At 36.8% G+C, this 16,590-nt stretch carries 12 protein-coding genes and 2 tRNA genes; 2 read left to right on the forward strand and 12 right to left on the reverse strand.

All coding sequences use genetic code 11. The features are described from left to right. Window positions 1-175: 175 nt before the first annotated feature. The 10 genes from A1D26_RS09560 to hflD all read right to left on the reverse strand — a co-directional run bounded on the left by A1D26_RS09560 (window position 176) and on the right by hflD (window position 10,126). A complete protein-coding gene (locus tag A1D26_RS09560) occupies window positions 176-1,435 on the reverse strand; it encodes an STY4528 family pathogenicity island replication protein (RefSeq protein ID WP_198303109.1) in 1,260 nt (419 codons plus the stop codon). 84 nt (window positions 1,436-1,519) lie between these two features. After that, on the reverse strand, window positions 1,520-2,080 hold the full coding sequence (locus A1D26_RS05945) for a DUF2857 domain-containing protein (RefSeq protein WP_157403144.1): 561 nt from the start codon (window positions 2,078-2,080) through the stop codon (window positions 1,520-1,522). After that, complete coding sequence (locus A1D26_RS05950; protein WP_157403145.1) at window positions 2,073-3,818, reverse strand: ParB family protein; 1,746 nt, start codon at window positions 3,816-3,818, stop codon at window positions 2,073-2,075. The genes A1D26_RS05945 and A1D26_RS05950 overlap by 8 nt, the downstream gene beginning before the upstream one ends. A 2-nt stretch (window positions 3,819-3,820) precedes the next feature. After that, complete coding sequence (gene dnaB / locus A1D26_RS05955) at window positions 3,821-5,209, reverse strand: replicative DNA helicase (protein ID WP_157403146.1); 1,389 nt, start codon at window positions 5,207-5,209, stop codon at window positions 3,821-3,823. A 10-nt stretch (window positions 5,210-5,219) separates the two neighbouring features. After that, window positions 5,220-6,050 (reverse strand): ParA family protein, encoded by an 831-nt coding sequence (locus A1D26_RS05960; protein ID WP_157403147.1) that lies wholly within the window; start codon window positions 6,048-6,050, stop codon window positions 5,220-5,222. Between the two features lie 79 nt (window positions 6,051-6,129). Next, window positions 6,130-6,215, reverse strand: a tRNA-Leu gene (locus A1D26_RS05965). A gap of 186 nt (window positions 6,216-6,401) precedes the next feature. Then, a complete protein-coding gene (gene ubiA / locus A1D26_RS05970) occupies window positions 6,402-7,274 on the reverse strand; it encodes a 4-hydroxybenzoate octaprenyltransferase (RefSeq protein ID WP_157403148.1) in 873 nt (290 codons plus the stop codon). Further along, a complete protein-coding gene (locus tag A1D26_RS05975) occupies window positions 7,274-8,038 on the reverse strand; it encodes a DeoR/GlpR family transcriptional regulator (protein WP_157403149.1) in 765 nt (254 codons plus the stop codon). Before A1D26_RS05975 ends, ubiA begins: the two co-directional genes overlap by 1 nt. 76 nt (window positions 8,039-8,114) lie before the next feature. Next, the gene (gene purB, locus A1D26_RS05980; protein WP_157403150.1) at window positions 8,115-9,482 is read right to left on the reverse strand and encodes an adenylosuccinate lyase; all 1,368 of its coding nucleotides are present in this window, start codon (window positions 9,480-9,482) and stop codon (window positions 8,115-8,117) included. 14 nt (window positions 9,483-9,496) lie between these two features. Then, window positions 9,497-10,126: a high frequency lysogenization protein HflD gene (hflD, locus tag A1D26_RS05985; protein ID WP_157403151.1), complete on the reverse strand. Its 630-nt coding sequence runs from the start codon at window positions 10,124-10,126 to the stop codon at window positions 9,497-9,499. 216 nt (window positions 10,127-10,342) lie between these two features. Between hflD and lon the strand changes: the two genes are divergently transcribed. Beyond that, window positions 10,343-12,748 (forward strand): endopeptidase La, encoded by a 2,406-nt coding sequence (gene lon, locus A1D26_RS05990; protein WP_157403152.1) that lies wholly within the window; start codon window positions 10,343-10,345, stop codon window positions 12,746-12,748. Window positions 12,749-13,178: 430 nt separating this feature from the next. On the opposite strand, the gene A1D26_RS05995 is transcribed toward lon, so the two are convergent. Then, a tRNA-Val gene (locus A1D26_RS05995) sits at window positions 13,179-13,255 on the reverse strand. Window positions 13,256-13,345: 90 nt separating this feature from the next. Next, a complete protein-coding gene (gene apaH, locus A1D26_RS06000; protein ID WP_157403153.1) occupies window positions 13,346-14,161 on the reverse strand; it encodes a bis(5'-nucleosyl)-tetraphosphatase (symmetrical) ApaH in 816 nt (271 codons plus the stop codon). A 154-nt stretch (window positions 14,162-14,315) separates the two neighbouring features. On the opposite strand from apaH, the gene A1D26_RS06005 reads away from it, so the two are divergent. Continuing rightward, window positions 14,316-16,490 (forward strand): TonB-dependent hemoglobin/transferrin/lactoferrin family receptor, encoded by a 2,175-nt coding sequence (locus A1D26_RS06005; RefSeq protein ID WP_232516809.1) that lies wholly within the window; start codon window positions 14,316-14,318, stop codon window positions 16,488-16,490. The last annotated feature ends 100 nt before the right edge of the window (window positions 16,491-16,590 follow it).

Here is a 16,590-nt window from a genome sequence, read left to right on the forward strand (position 1 = left end):
TGTCGCCAGTGGCGACACTTAGTTCAAAATTCATACAAACTGTCGCCTGGGGCGACACTTAGTTCAAAATTCATACAAACTGTCGCCAGTGGCGACACTTAGTTCAAAATTTACACAAACTGTCGCCAGTGGCGACACGGGTTAATTTTTGTACACGGTTCAAAAATGACACAAATTACGTTCTTACCATCTGTGCCAATTTTTTAATAAAATCCTGAGATACCTGAGTATTCTTATCAGGAATCGTGCTACTTAAAACTCGTTTAGCAGGATGAGACACCTCTCTCATACTCCCTGGATGCTCAATCTGTGGCGATTTGTTTATCAAGTAGGGTTTAAATAGCCCTGCTTTTGCTTTGTAAATCAAGCTTGTTAAATATCCCACGGGTTTTTTCACACTACCTTGAGAAATTCGCTGTTCGGCTTCAAACAGTACCGCTTTACGCAATTCATCGCTTAATCCCTCCAACTCTTTCGCAATAGTATTTTTTTCTAAAATACTTAATTGCAAATTCTCTAATGATAAATCTGTACTTGTACTGTACTTAATACTATTAGTACTAGTACTGTACTGGCAATCTACTGAGTTCCAATTTGGAACTTCTTTTGAAATCAATGAGTTATAATTACTCCTCTTACTGAGTTCCATATTGGAACTCGGCGATTTATCTGTTTTTTGACTGAGTTCCATATTGGAACTTGGTAAATTGTCTATTTTTTGACTGAGTTCCATATTGGAACTCAAGATGTCTTTCTGAACATTTTCTATTGCTTCAGCGATATTTGGGGTCAGCTCAGTTATTTGTCTCGGTTTCACAAATCCTTCTTTAAAATGTAAATAACGCTCTGTAATGACTCCTAAATGAGAAACAAAGTGACTTAATGACTGTTGTGCTTCAATTTCGCCTATGATTGCATCTGCCACTTCTTTAATGAGTGGATCACTATGTTTTTTCGATTTTTCAAGTAGTCGTAAATAATCACCATTAATTTGCAAACAATCCGAAATACTTAATGGTTCATCATTCATTACATAAACATTACCAAGAATTTGTCCTCTCTCGTTACGTACCGTCTCACATAAAGTAAGCCATCGAGTGAGTCTTAATAGTAAAAGTGTTTGGCTAATTGTTTTACGAGATAAGGTTTTATTTTGAAACGCTCTATCTGATAGCCAATATCCAAGCTCCTCATAAGAGGGAAATGCAGCACCTTGAAATTGTTGTGCATTTAGCTTGATCATTTGCCAAGCAGTCTTCGCTCTAGGCGTCAAATATTTATCCGTCAATAATCTTAATGGAACCGTTTCGTGGCGATTACCGATAAAGAGTAATCCCTGAAACTGTCCATTTTCTTCAGAATTCTGTTCTTTCCTTTCAGATAATTTTTTTCTTGCAAATTCTGTTTGATGATTTATACTTTTCTGCAATTCCATTCTGGTTCTCCAAAGAAGAGTTCGGTTGGATATGTAAAGGAACATCAAAAGCGAGAATTCGTACTTCTCGCTTTTTTATTGGTATTACTTCACGCTATGTAATCGACGTTCTTTTTCCCATTGTGAAACAAGACGATAAATTTCGGTTAAACTTGTGTCACTTTCTTCCGCTATCAGTATTAATAGATCTAATGATTCGCTTGAATCCTCTTCAGTCTTATGGCGTTGCCAGAGTTCCCAAATTTTTGCTTCTTCTTCCTCATTTGCATTGGGTTTTCTACCCATATTTTCTTTAATACCTAATAACTTCCGTCTTGCAGACACTTCTGCAGAACTCCAGCCAAAGAATATATGGATCATCTCGGAAGAAATGCCTAGAGTCAGTGCTCGGTCAATTTGGTTCCGTTGTCGAGAAGCCTCACGTACTGTTTCCAATAATGACCAAAATACAGAGTGATCAATTTGAATTTTGGCGAAAGACGCTTTACTTTCACTCATATCAAGAATTTCTTGTGTTGATAAATTCGTAATCTCTGCAAGTTCGGATTCATCAAAACCAAATTGTTGGCAATAATTAACTTCCCCTCTTCTGATACGAATTAGGATCTCTGAGAGAATAGCTTGATTTAACGTTGTATTAAGCATTTTGTCCTCCTTGATGAGATTCTTGTTTTAAATGACGAACTAGGCGAATTAAACGAAATATTCGCACTAACATTAAATCTGAAATAGCTGCTGAATGAGATAAATCACCCAATAATAAATCTGATGATAAGATACATTGGTGATTTTCATTATTTTCTATAGCAACCCTATTCGTTGCTAACATTGAAAGAAGACTATGAATAGTTTTCTGTAGTGGTGAGGGTTCACTAATATCTAGCGGTAGCACATCAAAGCTATAATCAACAGGTTCATAAACAATGTGTTGTACGAGGTGAGCTAAACCACATTCTTCAGCAATATCTAAAGCGATAGAATAAGCATCCATTTTATGCTTACGGCTAGGGTGAATTTTCCAAAGATTAGTAATTGGTTGACGTCCCGTATTGGCAAACTCTAATGCATTTGTAACCGCTTCTTCCATACGTTTCGCTTCAGGCACAATACCAAATCCAGCTAAATGGTTGGTAATTGCATTTTCCATTTCTACCGCAGAAATGTTGCCAATGCCTAATGGTGGTAATTGATCTTCTTGATGAATGTTAGTAATGTTGTTGTGTTCAATATTTTCTTCATCCATTGTTTCTATCGAATGCAATTCAGCAGGAACAGAAATGCTAGATGGATTATGCTCTTCGTTGCTAGTTGCTTGTCTAGGCTGCTGAGTTTTCGCTACTGCTTTACTTTCTAACAGTTCGTGGTGCTCTTGGATATGCTGTTCACACTCCGCTGCTTTTTGAGTGATCTCAGCTTGTTTCTCTATCAATTTTTGGAGTTTACGCTCTTCAAGATCAATCTCGAGTTTTAATGCATCATAGGAAACTTGATAATTTAAGTCTTCGACCATTTTGCCAATAAGGTTATCTTGCAAGTCACTGATGGAGAAATTAGCAACATCCTCATCAAAAGGAGATAATGTATCCATCCAAATCTCATCAAAAGATGGGGAACTAGAAGATTCTACTTGATACTTATCCCAAGAAATTTTTGCTTTATTATGAATACTGACTAGTTTATCAATCTGAGGTTTCCCTAACCCATTCAATAGAATATTGGGAATATGAGGGTATAGATATGTTAAGCATTGCTCCATTCGAGCAATAATTTGATGTGAAATCGGATACCCATTTTCACCCAATTTCTCTGCTAGTTTTCGATGTGAAAAATACTCTTGATATTTTTCCTCATATAGTTTTTTAACTTCCCGAATACCCAATGCTTTCTCAATGAAAGTTAGATCACCTCGGATATCATTTTCAGCCAAATGCCCAATCAAAATATTTAACTTGGAGTTAATATCATCAATATCACCATTCCAAGGCTTGAACACACACTCAATAGACCAAAAACGACTATCTTGTGTTTCTTGGAATAGTTCTTTGAGAGCTTGTAAACGAGTATTACCACCATCAGCAATCGTATAGAAATCATCACCAGGTCGCTGAGTTACATTTGGAGCGTGATCTAATCCTCTTGCTTTAATTGAGGCTTTTATCTCGTCAAATGCAGGGTTTTTAGTTCTTCGAGGATTGCCTTCATACGGACGTAACTTATCCAATGTCACAACAATCAGTTGTTTCTGTGTCGGCATTGACGGCATTGTTTGGTTATAACTTGGTGAAATATTTTGAATAGCGGGCTTCAATAATTGCTCACGCATATTATTTCTACGTTCTTCAGTGGAACGATGGCTAATTAAAGGATTTTTATTATTTTTCATATCTATTTACTCTTAATTCGTTCATATTCATCTTCTGGAATACTGTCAAAGCGAGAATATTCGCCACGAAAGCGGGAAAATATTGTTCCAATTGGACCATTACGTTGTTTACCAATAATGATTTCAGCGATACCAGGGAGATCTGAGTTATCGTGATAAACTTCATCTCTATAGATAAAAAGCAACACGTCAGCATCTTGTTCTAATGAGCCTGATTCTCTTAAATCTGAATTTAATGGGCGTTTATCTGCTCGCTGTTCTAAATTTCGATTTAATTGAGAAAGGGCAATAACAGGGCATCCAATTTCTTTCGCCAAATTTTTCAAGGAACGAGATATTTCGCTGATTTCTAAATGACGGTTTTGGCTGTTTTTAAGTGAGGGTACAGACATTAATTGAAGATAATCGACTATCACAATGGATGGCTGACCATATTTACGCATATTCCGTCTAACACGAGTACGGAGCATCTGAGGAGTAAGATAACTACTGTCATCAATCAATAGTTTATCTTCCCAATTGTCTCGGATGTATTCCATCGACATTGCCACACGAGCCCAATCTTCATCATCCATTAATATGGCTTGACGAATTTTGGTTAAACTTAAGTTTGCTCTCATCGCCAAAAACCTTTCCATTATTTGCTCTGCAGGCATTTCAAGACTGTAGTACTGGACTGGTTTATTGATAGTTTCTAATGCACTATTAGCAAAACAGAGCGATAGAGCTGTTTTTCCCATAGAAGGGCGAGCGGCAAGAATAATTAGGTCCCCTGATTGAGCACCTGATGTATTTGAATCAAGCTGAGTAATACCGAAAGGGACACCTGTCACAAGACTTTTATCTTGGCAACATCTCTCCATCTTAGTTACAACAGACTGCATTGCTTTAATAACCGATACGTTTGTTAAATCTGCATCAACATTAAGCGTAATTTCCGTTAATGCTTTCTCTGTTTGTTCAATGAGATCATCTAAACTCTCTTGCGAATAGATTTTGTTTGTCTCTGCTCGCAATGTGTTACCTAATGCATTTAACTGTCTGACTTGGCTATCTCTTTTTACAATATGAGCATAGCTTTCAATACTCGATGTACTAGGCGTATTTTTGACAAGTTCAGCGAGATAGGCTAGCCCTCCGACTTTTTCAAGCAATTCTTTATCCTTGTCTTTTAATACTTGCTCCATCGTAATGATATCTACAGGTACATTTCTTTCACATAAAGACTGGATAGCAGAAAAAATGATTTTATGTGCAAAAAGGTAAAAATTGCTTTCATTGACAATAGGCGTAATTTCATCCCACTTTTCGTTAGCTAATAACAAGCCACCGATAACAGCTTGCTCAGCCGATAAAGAATAATGAGATGATTCGGGCAAGGTTGTGACCATTCTTTTCTCCTTACTCGTTCTCTAATTGAGCGGACCATTGAGGAAATAAAATCGAACAAAGTTTACGAATATTTTCACTCTCAATTTTACTGTGACGATGTACAGGTAAAGCACGACTCGCAGCCTCACGATAGGCAACTCGGTTTGGGATTTCAAAGTTAATTAATTCAATATGAGGGTTTTCATCGGATAGCTTCGAAAAAATATCATAAAGATTTGTCACAATATCTTTAGCATCACGAGTATGATCAAGACAATTGATAACAGCTTTTAATGGTGGAAGGCTAATCCCATAGTTAGTGAAGATACTGAGTGATTCATAGAGATTAATTGTTCCTCTCACAAATTCTCTCGCTGAAACTAATTCAGGTTTGATTGGGGAAATGACAAGATCACTAGCAAGAACAGTCATATCGACAGTAATCCCCCGAGTACCTCGAGTATCTATGATGATAAGATCATAGCCTTTAATGTTTTTAATCAACTCTCTAAATTTAAGTACTCCTCCAGGAAGTCCGTTTAACTCTGTCGTTAAGCGGTCTCTAGGGTCATTGGATTGGATAATATCAAGATTCTCAAATTCTGTTTGAGTAATAATTTGTTCAATCGGTAAATCAGGGCGATTAAAGAGTTCATAAACACCGAATAGCGATTGATTGGAAATGTGGTAATAAGACGATAAGGTTGGTTGTATGTCAGTATCAATCATTAGTGTTCTAATACCGTGATCAGCACAAAATGCCCCGATATTTGCCACATTAGTTGATTTTGTTACTCCACCTTTAGTTGAAATCATAGATACAACAAAAGGATTTTTTTGATTGGAAGATAGATTTTGCATAAGTGGTCCTCTACCAGTTAAAAAATTAATTAACTTAATAGAGCCTATGCTCTTGGACATTAGTAATTTCACTCTTAATTGGTGCCTGAGGTCGGACTCGAACCGACACGATTATTCATCGGCGGATTTTGAATCCGCTACGTCTACCAATTTCGTCACTCAGGCGAGTGTCTTTACTAATTTTGTGATTACCAATATGACTAAATCACGCAGATGATTTTGAATCCGCTACGTCTACCAATTTCGTCACACTGGCTTTAAGAAGTGATAACGGATGCAATTATAGAAACCTAACTATCTTTATGCAAGCAAGAAATGTCGAGAATAATTCAGTTGTAGTTATTTTCGACATTATTGAGTAAAAATCCCGATTAAAATAGAGATAAAGATTCCTAACCCCACATAATTATTATTCAAAAATGCTTTAAAACAAGCATTTCGTTCACGCTGTTTAGTCAATTTACATTGATAAATAAAAAGAGTCGCTGTAAATGCGAGCGCAATAAAATAAGCGGTTGGATAGCCTTGACATTTTCCAAATAAAGTTAAGAGAATTAAAGTAATGAACTGCAATAGTGCAATAACTTTATTATCATATTGTGCAAATAAAATAGCCGTAGATTTTACGCCAATGCGTAAGTCATCATCACGATCAACCATTGCATATTGCGTATCATAAGCCACTGTCCAAGCTAAATTAGCAAAAAAGAGTAACCAACATTCAAGGGGGAGGCTCTGATTTACTGCACCGAAAGCCATCGGGATAGACCACCCAAATGCCATTCCTAACACAAACTGAGGCAAATGCGTGTAGCGTTTCATAAAAGGGTAAATAATAGCTAGTCCTGCGGCAATAAAAGATAATACGATAGTATAAAAATTTAATTGTAAAACTAATAAAAACGCAATAAAAAGTAATGTAGCAAACAATATCTTAGCTTCTTTTGCTGTGGCTCGCCCTGTGGCAAGTGGGCGTTGAGATGTGCGTTTAACGTTGCCGTCAATATGTCTATCAGCGTAGTCGTTGATAACACAGCCAGCTGCACGCATCACAATCACGCCTAATATGAAGACAATTAAAATAGATAAAGGGGGAATACCTTTAGCAGCGGTAAATAAAGCCCATAACGTTGGCCATAATAGTAATAATGTGCCAATAGGCTTATCTAAACGCATTAGCTGAGCGTACGCAAGCCACTTATCTCGAGTAAAATGATTTTTCATTATTGTTCGTTACAGATATAAACTGCCACATCACTATGGCTTAAATAATGTTGTAATTCTAAAGGTAACGGGCGATCAGTAAATAAATAATTTACCTCTTTGATATCGCCTAATCGCACAATTGCATTGCGTGTAAATTTAGAGTGATCAGTGACTAATACGATATTGCGAGCATTACGCATTAAAGCTCGTTTAACTTGCACTTCGTGGTAATCATAATCCATCATTGAACCATCTGACTCCACTGCACTAATGCCTAAAATACAGTAATCTAAACGAAATTGATTGATAAAGTTTACTGTCGCTTCGCCAATAATACCACCATCAGCACGTAATTCACCGCCAGCGATAGTGACTTGGCAATCATCTTTTTGTAATAAGATATGTGCGGCATTTAAGTTATTAGTCACTACTCTTAAACCTTTATGATTAAGCAATGAGTAAGCCACCGCTTCAGGCGTTGTGCCAATATCAATAAACAGCGATGCACCATTTGGAATCATATCAGCAACCTTTTTCCCGATTCGACTTTTTTGCTCTGAGAAAAATTGTTTACGCTCACTATAATCGCTATTTTCTGTATTAGATGGAGAGGCTGCTCCACCATGATGACGACGAATAAGATTCTTTTCTGCTAAATCATTTAAATCACGACGAATAGTCTGTGAACTCACATTTAAAATATTAACAAGTTCTTCAGTGCTGACATACCCTGATTGATTGACCAGTTCAATAATCTTTTGATGACGAATAGACTGTTTCATTTTCTTCACCTGCTTGTAATTTGCAAAATTTTGCCTAAATCAGACCGCTTACAAGCGGTCTGATGACAGCGAAATTTTACAATTTTTCGACTAATTCCACAGCATAGCCAATATAGCTTGCAGGAGTCATCTGTTTTAAACGATCTTTTTCGTGCTGTGGTAGTTCTAAGCCATCAATAAATTGACGCATTGCTTCGCCATCAACACGCTTACCACGAGTCAATTCTTTTAATTTTTCGTATGGTTTTTCAATACCATAACGACGCATTACGGTTTGAATTGGCTCTGCTAACACTTCCCAGTTTTGATCTAATTCATCACGTAAGTGCTGTTCATTTACTTCTAATTTGCTGATACCTTTTAAGGTTGCAGCATAAGCAATTAGCGCATAGCCTAAGCCAACCCCTAGGTTACGCAATACCGTTGAATCCGTTAAATCACGTTGCCAACGTGAGATTGGTAATTTCTGTCCTAAATGGCTCATTACAGCATTCGCTAAACCTAAATTCCCTTCTGAGTTTTCAAAATCAATTGGATTTACTTTATGTGGCATTGTAGAAGAGCCGATTTCACCTGCGATTGTGCGTTGTTTGAAGTGATTTAAAGCAATATAGCCCCACATATCACGGTCAAAATCAATAATGATCGTATTAAAACGAGCTACGCAATCGAAAAATTCGGCAATGTAATCGTGTGGTTCAATTTGCGTGGTATATGGGTTCCAAGTTACCCCAAGCGATTCAATAAACTCTTGGCTGAAAGTATGCCAATCAATTTCAGGGTAAGCAGAAAGGTGAGCATTGTAGTTACCTACTGCACCGTTGATTTTCGCTAAAATTTCTAAGTTTTCGAGCTGTTTATATTGACGTTGTAAACGATATGCTACGTTCGCCATCTCTTTACCGATGGTACTTGGGCTGGCAGGTTGTCCGTGTGTACGAGAAAGTAATGGAATATCTTTATAGCGGATTGCTAATTCTTTGATTGCATCAATCACTTTCTTCCATTCTGGTAATAACACTTCTTCTTTCGCTGTTTTGAGCATCAGCGCGTGAGATGTATTATTTATATCTTCTGAAGTACAAGCAAAGTGAATAAACTCACTTACTTTCGCTAATTCAGGTAAGGCTTCGCTTTTCTCTTTTAAGAAATACTCCACCGCTTTTACATCGTGGTTAGTGGTACGTTCGATAGTTTTGATACGTTCTGCATCTTCAAGAGAGAAATTCGCAACAATTTGGTTTAAGTAATCGTTTGCTTCTTGAGATAAAGCTGAAACTTCTTGAATTTGAGCGTGAGATGCCAGTTTTTGTAACCAGCGAACTTCCACCGTAACGCGGAATTTGAGTAAACCAAATTCACTAAAAATAGGACGTAATGCCGTTGCTTTATCTTGGTAACGACCATCAATCGGGGATAATGCAGTAAGTGCATTGAGTTGCATAAAATGTTCTCCAGTTATAACGATGAATATAAAGATTGAGTTGCATTAAGAATTTTTTTACGAGAGAAGAATAACTGCCAACGACTTCCCCCGACTTGTTGCCACAGAATAGCTGCACGAATACCAGCTAATAATGTGGCACGAATGCGATTTTGAATATCAGGGCGAGAAAGCAGATCTTGACGACCAAATACTTGAATTCGAGAGCCTAGCGGACTAATCAAATCGCTATAAATACTCGCCATATTTGCAATCATCTGCTCGTGTAAAATATCATTGTCATATAATGATAATTGACGCTCAAGTTGGAGCAAACGCTGTGCTAGTTCACTTTTAGTTTGGGGATTTTTATCTAGTTTTTGACTTAATGCTAGAATGCCAACCCAATAACGCCCAATTTCAGTATCTAACTTCCCTTGTTTACCACCAAATTGAGCTATTACAGTTTCAAAACCAAGCTTTAAATGTTTGAGGTCATTATCAAATACGGCAACGGTTGAATCTGGTTGTAAAACGAGTAGACTTTTTAAAGATTGAGCAAGACTTTCTCTGTCTGCACTACCTTGATGTGCAAAATTTTGGACTAAACTCGCCGCTTGGCAAACACCTGCTAGGGCAATACTAATATCTGAATAATTCGCCATTTTCTATGTAATTTTCTTTGTGGTTTTATTTATCGCTATGTTGATAATTGTGTTTAAAAACGATCACTAGATGTTATAAATTGCTAAGGAATATAGCATTTTTTCAAGTCTTTTTGAATGCTTTTATTTTATTATCAATTCTCTCCTATTTTTCCCTTGTATTTCCAAAATAAGCCCCCATAATGAGCGAATTACATTTTTCGGAGAGTAAAGAAAATGGCAAGAAAAAAGAAACCGATTGAATTACCGTTATTACCATTGCGTGATGTTGTGGTGTTCCCATTTATGGTAATGCCGTTATTTGTAGGACGAGATAAATCTATCCAAGCCTTACGAGCAGCTATGGAAACCAATAAACAACTCTTCTTGGTTACACAAAAAGACCCTAATAAAGAAGATCCAACAGTTGAAGATATCTATGATGTAGGGGTAATGGCAAACATTATCCAAATGTTAAATTTACCCGATGGCACAGTAAAAGTCTTGGTTGAAGGGCAAGTAAGAGCGAAAGCTGAGCATATTCACGATGATGAAAATGGTTTTTGGGCGGGTGTTACACCGTTAATGTCTGAATCTCAAGAAGATAACGATGAATTAAAAGCGATTGCGAAAACAGCATTAACAGAATTTGAAAATTACGTTAAAAGTAATAAAAAGGTGCCGGCAGAAATTCTGCCAAAGCTACAAAAAATCACCTTTGAAGAGCGTTTGGCTGACACAATGGCTGCCAATTTAGTCGCTCAAGTAAAACAAAAACAAGCACTACTTGAAGAAGTAAACTTAATTGCTCGTTTTGAAGCTTTGTTGGTTGCAATGGCAACAGAGATGGATACGTTAGAAATGGAAGGACGTATTCGTAATCGTGTAAAACAACAAATGGAAAAAAATCAGCGTGATTATTATCTCAATGAGCAGATCAAAGCGATCCAAAAAGAGCTTGGCAATGGCGAAGAACAAGAACAGAGTGAATTAGATAAATTAAAAGCAAAAATTGAAGAAGCAAAACTGCCTGCTGAAGTAAAAGAAAAGGTAGAGAGCGAATTTAATAAACTCAAAGCAATGCCACAAAGTTCTTCTGAAGCGACTGTTGTGCGTGGTTACATCGACTGGATTTTGCAAATGCCTTGGCATAAGCGGTCAGTTGTGAAAAAAGATTTGCAAAAAGCCCAAGAAGTATTAGACAAAGACCATTATGGCTTAGAACGTGTGAAAGAACGTATTTTAGAGTATCTTGCGGTGCAAAGCCGTTTGAATAAGCTAAAAGGCCCAATTCTTTGCTTAGTTGGACCACCAGGAGTAGGGAAAACATCTTTAGGACAATCTATTGCCAATGCCACTGGGCGTAAGTATGTGCGTATGGCATTAGGTGGCGTGCGTGATGAAGCCGAAATTCGTGGACACCGCCGTACTTATATTGGCTCAATGCCTGGTCAGTTAATGATGAAAATGGCAAAAGTTGGCGTGCGTAACCCGCTCTTTTTATTAGATGAAATTGATAAAATGGCACAGGATATGCGTGGTGACCCTGCATCAGCGCTATTAGAAGTGCTTGATCCTGAACAGAACAAAGCCTTTAACGACCACTATTTAGAAGTTGATTACGATCTCTCCGATGTAATGTTTGTAGCAACTTCTAACTCAATGCATATTCCCCCTGCATTATTAGATCGTATGGAAGTTATTCGTCTTTCTGGCTATACCGAAGATGAAAAAATGCATATAGCGAAAGAGCATCTTATTGCAAAACAGAAAGAAAGTAATGGTATCAAAGACAATGAATTGACGATTGAAGACAGTGCACTTCTTGGTATTATCCGCTATTACACTCGTGAAGCTGGTGTGCGTAACCTTGAGAGAGAAATCGCTAAAATTTGCCGTAAAGCAGTAAAAGCGCTCGTGATTGATAAAAAACTCAAATCGATTACAGTAAATCAAGATAATCTTAAAGATTATCTGGGTGTACAGCGTTTTGACTACGGTAAAATGGATAACCAAAATCGTATTGGTGAAGTAACAGGCTTAGCTTGGACAGAAGTAGGTGGCGATTTATTAACCATTGAAACAGCATCAGTAACAGGTAAAGGCAAATTCTCTTACACTGGCTCACTAGGCGATGTAATGAAAGAGTCAATTCAGGCCGCAATGATGGTGGTACGAGCAAGAGCAGAAAAATTAGGCATTGCAGAAGATTTCTATGAAAAACGAGATATTCACGTTCACGTGCCTGAAGGTGCAACACCTAAAGATGGGCCAAGTGCAGGTATTGCAATGTGTACCGCATTGATTTCTAGCTTAACAGGCAACCCTGTGCGTGCTGATGTGGCAATGACAGGTGAAATTACTTTACGCGGAAAAGTGTTACCAATTGGTGGCTTAAAAGAGAAACTATTGGCAGCACATCGTGGTGGCATAAAAACAGTGATTATTCCAAAAGAAAATGAAAAAGATTTGGAAGAAATCCCTGAAAATGCTAAATCAGCCTTAGCCATTCACCCTGTTGAAACTATTGATGAAGTGTTAGCGATAGCATTAGAAAATCCACCAACAGGAATTGAAATTATTCCACCAAGTACAAAAAGTATTAAAGTGAAGAAAACCAAATCTTCATCTGTGATGCAGTAGTAAACTAGAAATATTAGACAGCCAAAAGGCGTATGGAACAAAATTAGTTGATAAAGCTGGTATTTTCAAAAATGTATCGCTTCTTTTCTCTTTATCTAAACGTTTTACGGCTTCTATTAGCAAGTTAGGTTTAATCGCGGTTACTGGCAAATTACCTAACTTGTTAAAAAATATTTATCCAATTACAACTAGTTATTTTCCATTCTCGAGATTCAGTTTCTAACTTCTTTTCAGCTTTTCTACCGTCAGATTTAATAAAACCTGTTTGCTAGCTTATACTGTTTCTCAAGGGATATTTGTTGGCAACGTAATAGTGCTTCGATATTTTGAGCTAAAGCAAGATGGGGGAATATAAAATTTAATAAATCAAATAGTTATATTGTATAAACACAACAAAAAATTCCCAGTCGTAAGACTAGGGATTGGAATTTGGTGCGACTAGCTGGACTCGAACCAGTGACCCCCACCATGTCAAGGTGGTGCTCTAACCAACTGAGCTATAGTCGCATTTGGTAACTAAAAACGAGGCTAATTCTAATGAAAAAAGTAAACTTAGGCAATAGTTTACCTTTTCATTTGCTTGTTTTTAATCCATATTTAGCGAGTTAAACGCGGCTGTGTGTAGATAGCTTTATCTTCCCAACGTAATAGAGTGAGATGATTCCCCCAAACACAGCCTGTATCTAGTGCATAAATGTTTGGTGGTGTTGCATAACCAATTAAACTCGCCCAATGCCCGAAAATAATAGGGTATTGTTGGTAAAGTGGGTTATCTAGTTCAAACCAAGGTTTTAATTCGCTAGGAGCTTGTTCAACAGGTAATTTACATTCAAAATCTAACCGCTTGTCTGGGTAACAAAAACGCATGCGAGTAAATGCGTTGATAATATAACGCCAGCGTGCTACCCCAGTTAAATTATCGTTCCAGCTATCGGGTTGGCTATCATACATTTGGGCGAGAAGCTCAACATAATTCTCACTCTTTAATATATCTTCGACTTCATTAGCACAAGCAAAAGTCGTTTGAAGATCCCATTCAGGACTAATCCCAGCGTGAGCAATAATAAATTTATGCGCTGGGTGTTGAGCAACAAGCGGTCGGTTTCGCAACCAATTTTGTAATTCCTCGCGATCTTCGGCCATAAAAATGGCATCGACGTTATCTTTTGGTTTTACCTTTTTAATGCCTTGTAAAGTTGCCAATAAATGCAGATCGTGGTTGCCTAATACCACTGTGGCTTTTTCACTTAAATCTTTGACAAATCGTAGGCAAGCAAGGGAATTTTCACCACGAGCAATTAAATCCCCGGTTAGCCATAATTCATCGTGAGTGGGTTCAAAATTAACTTGTTTCAGTAATGCTTGAAATTCATCAAAACAACCATGCAAATCGCCAATAAGATAAGTAGCCATAATGTAATAAGAAAAAAAGAGATAGAGCGGAGTATTTTAGGCAACAAGCGGTAAGATAGATAGAAAAATTTTCAAAATTTATTGAGATAAGATTGCAATTCACTTAAATTTAAATAAGAATACTTATCGTTTATTTTAAAAGGAAAAGTTCAAAATGATGTTAAGAAAAAAGCAAATTGCTGTTTTTATCGCTTCCGCTTTGGCTCTAAATAGTGCCCTTGCAGAGCAAATGGGAGTATTACCTGAAATCAAAGTGACTGAAAGTGTTGTAGATACAGAAATTACTAATACTCAGATCAACAAACAAGCTATTCAACGTAAACAGCCAAGTGATCTTAAAGCTTTATTTGCTAACCAACTCGATGCGCAAGTTAACGATTTACAAAATAGTCGTGCAGGTAATGATGGTGTGAATGTGAGAGGATTACAAGGAAATCGAGTTGCGATGAGCATTGATGGTGTTCCACTCCCTGAAACTCAAGAAAACAAATTATTTGTTGCACTAGGACAAGATTTTGGAGCAGGGAATAGTGTTGAACCTACATCACTACGTTCTGCGACAGTACAACATAGTGGTTCTTTCCAGTCATTGTCAGGCAGTGTAAGTTTTGCAACATTAGAAGCAAACGATGTTATCCAATCTGGTAACGTTGGTGGTTTCGTAGCAACGGGTTATGATAGTTCAGATAGATCTATTTATGGTTCTGTTGCAGGTGCAGCCAAAAATGAAAATTATCAAGGTCTTGTATTAACCACTGCTCGTTGGGGAAATGAAAAAGGGAACAATGGTAAAGTTGGTGGAGAGGGTGATACTCGTACCAAGCCTAATCCTGTAGATTACAAAAATAGTTATGTTCTAGTTAAAAACGCTTATCGTTTGAATGATCAAAACCAATTCAAATTAACTTTCGAGCATCAACAAAAAATTAAAGACACCTCTCTATTATCTAACAATGGTTCTTCTATTGATAGGGCAGCAGGTGAACAGCTTTCAGGCTTTACTGAAGATAAGACTCGTCGTTCTAGAATATCTCTAGGACATCAATATCAAAATGATAGCGGTTTTATCAATACAATAGATAGCAATATTTATTATCAAAATGCGATGACACAAAATTATCGTGAACGTGAATCTATTCGCTCTTCTCGTGTTGAAAATGGTAAATATAGTAATAAAAACTTTGGAATAAGTTCTAATTTTATCAGTTTAGTGGATGCAACTATTCCAAATGCTATTCGTTATGGATTTGCTTATCATTACTCACATATTAAAAGTGATTTAGTTTGTTCAACTTGCTCAAAATCACTAACTTTTGATCCTGTTGCAGATACAAAACAATCTAAAACACACTTCTACATTGAAGATGAAATTGCATTAAATAACTTCACTATCATTCCGCATTTAGGCGTATTACATTATCGTTTAAATCCATCTAAATCAGGTTATGTTCAAGCTGCTGCACAACATACTGAGGTAAAATCACAGAAACAAACAGTATTCCTACCAAAAATCACGCTAGCTTGGAAAATGAATGAAATATTCCAACCATATTTCCAATATTCTCGAGGCGTTAAAACACCGTCTGCTCAACAATTAACCTCATCTTTTGGTAATACGGTGGTAGCTGGAGGGCGTATTATTCGTCAATATGCTGTGGTAGGTAATGCAAATCTACGTCCTGAAACAGCAGATAACTTTAGTTTAGGTGTCAAAGGTAAATCAGATAATATTCAATATCACGTTGTAGGTTATTACAATAAATATCGTAATTTTATTGATTCGATGTCTAGTGCAGTTGGTAATTTTAATCCGTTTATTCAATACCATAATTTAGATAAAGCTCGTATTTATGGTGTTACTGCAGATGCAAAATGGTCTTGGAATAATTTCTTTATTTCAGGTGGACTGGCTTATGCAAAAGGTAAATCTGATCAGAAGGGTAAAAAATCACCAATTAATACCATCCAGCCGTTGAAATTAAAAGCAGGCTTAGGTTATGAAGGTCAACAATTTGGTACAGATATTCAACTTACTCACATTAGTGCGAAATCGAATAAAGATATCAATGGTAAAATTTATAATCCAACTACTTCGGTTAATATTATTGATTTAGGTGCTTACTGGAAACCAGTTAAGAATTTAACTTTATCAGCTAATGTGAATAACGTTTTCAATAAAAAATATTGGAATTGGTCTGATATTTCATATTTTGCAGTTCAAAGCTCTTCTGCATCAGCAGATCGTACAGCAACTTTAAATAAACAAAATGTGGATACCTATTCAGCATTGGGTCGTAATTTTAATGTCGGTGTACGTTATGAATTTTAGTTTTGCTTAATTATAAAATAAGGCTTTCATTGAAAGCCTTATTTTTTAGGTACAAGCGGTAAGGTAGATAGAAAAATTTGCAAAATTTTAAGCCTATCTG

The sequence above is a fragment of the Ursidibacter maritimus genome, from assembly GCF_009761395.1.
Classification (GTDB): domain Bacteria; phylum Pseudomonadota; class Gammaproteobacteria; order Enterobacterales; family Pasteurellaceae; genus Ursidibacter; species Ursidibacter maritimus.

Bases quoted from the DNA above. Each gene is read 5' to 3' on its own strand.
- A1D26_RS09560 (WP_198303109.1), bottom strand. From the start codon at position 1,435: ATGGAATTGCAGAAAAGTATAAATCATCAAACAGAATTTGCAAGAAAA.
- A1D26_RS05945 (WP_157403144.1), bottom strand. From the start codon at position 2,080: ATGCTTAATACAACGTTAAATCAAGCTATTCTCTCAGAGATCCTAATT.
- A1D26_RS05950 (WP_157403145.1), bottom strand. From the start codon at position 3,818: ATGAAAAATAATAAAAATCCTTTAATTAGCCATCGTTCCACTGAAGAA.
- dnaB (WP_157403146.1), bottom strand. From the start codon at position 5,209: ATGGTCACAACCTTGCCCGAATCATCTCATTATTCTTTATCGGCTGAG.
- A1D26_RS05960 (WP_157403147.1), bottom strand. From the start codon at position 6,050: ATGCAAAATCTATCTTCCAATCAAAAAAATCCTTTTGTTGTATCTATG.
- ubiA (WP_157403148.1), bottom strand. From the start codon at position 7,274: ATGAAAAATCATTTTACTCGAGATAAGTGGCTTGCGTACGCTCAGCTA.
- A1D26_RS05975 (WP_157403149.1), bottom strand. From the start codon at position 8,038: ATGAAACAGTCTATTCGTCATCAAAAGATTATTGAACTGGTCAATCAA.
- purB (WP_157403150.1), bottom strand. From the start codon at position 9,482: ATGCAACTCAATGCACTTACTGCATTATCCCCGATTGATGGTCGTTAC.
- hflD (WP_157403151.1), bottom strand. From the start codon at position 10,126: ATGGCGAATTATTCAGATATTAGTATTGCCCTAGCAGGTGTTTGCCAA.
- lon (WP_157403152.1), top strand. From the start codon at position 10,343: ATGGCAAGAAAAAAGAAACCGATTGAATTACCGTTATTACCATTGCGT.
- apaH (WP_157403153.1), bottom strand. From the start codon at position 14,161: ATGGCTACTTATCTTATTGGCGATTTGCATGGTTGTTTTGATGAATTT.
- A1D26_RS06005 (WP_232516809.1), top strand. From the start codon at position 14,316: ATGATGTTAAGAAAAAAGCAAATTGCTGTTTTTATCGCTTCCGCTTTG.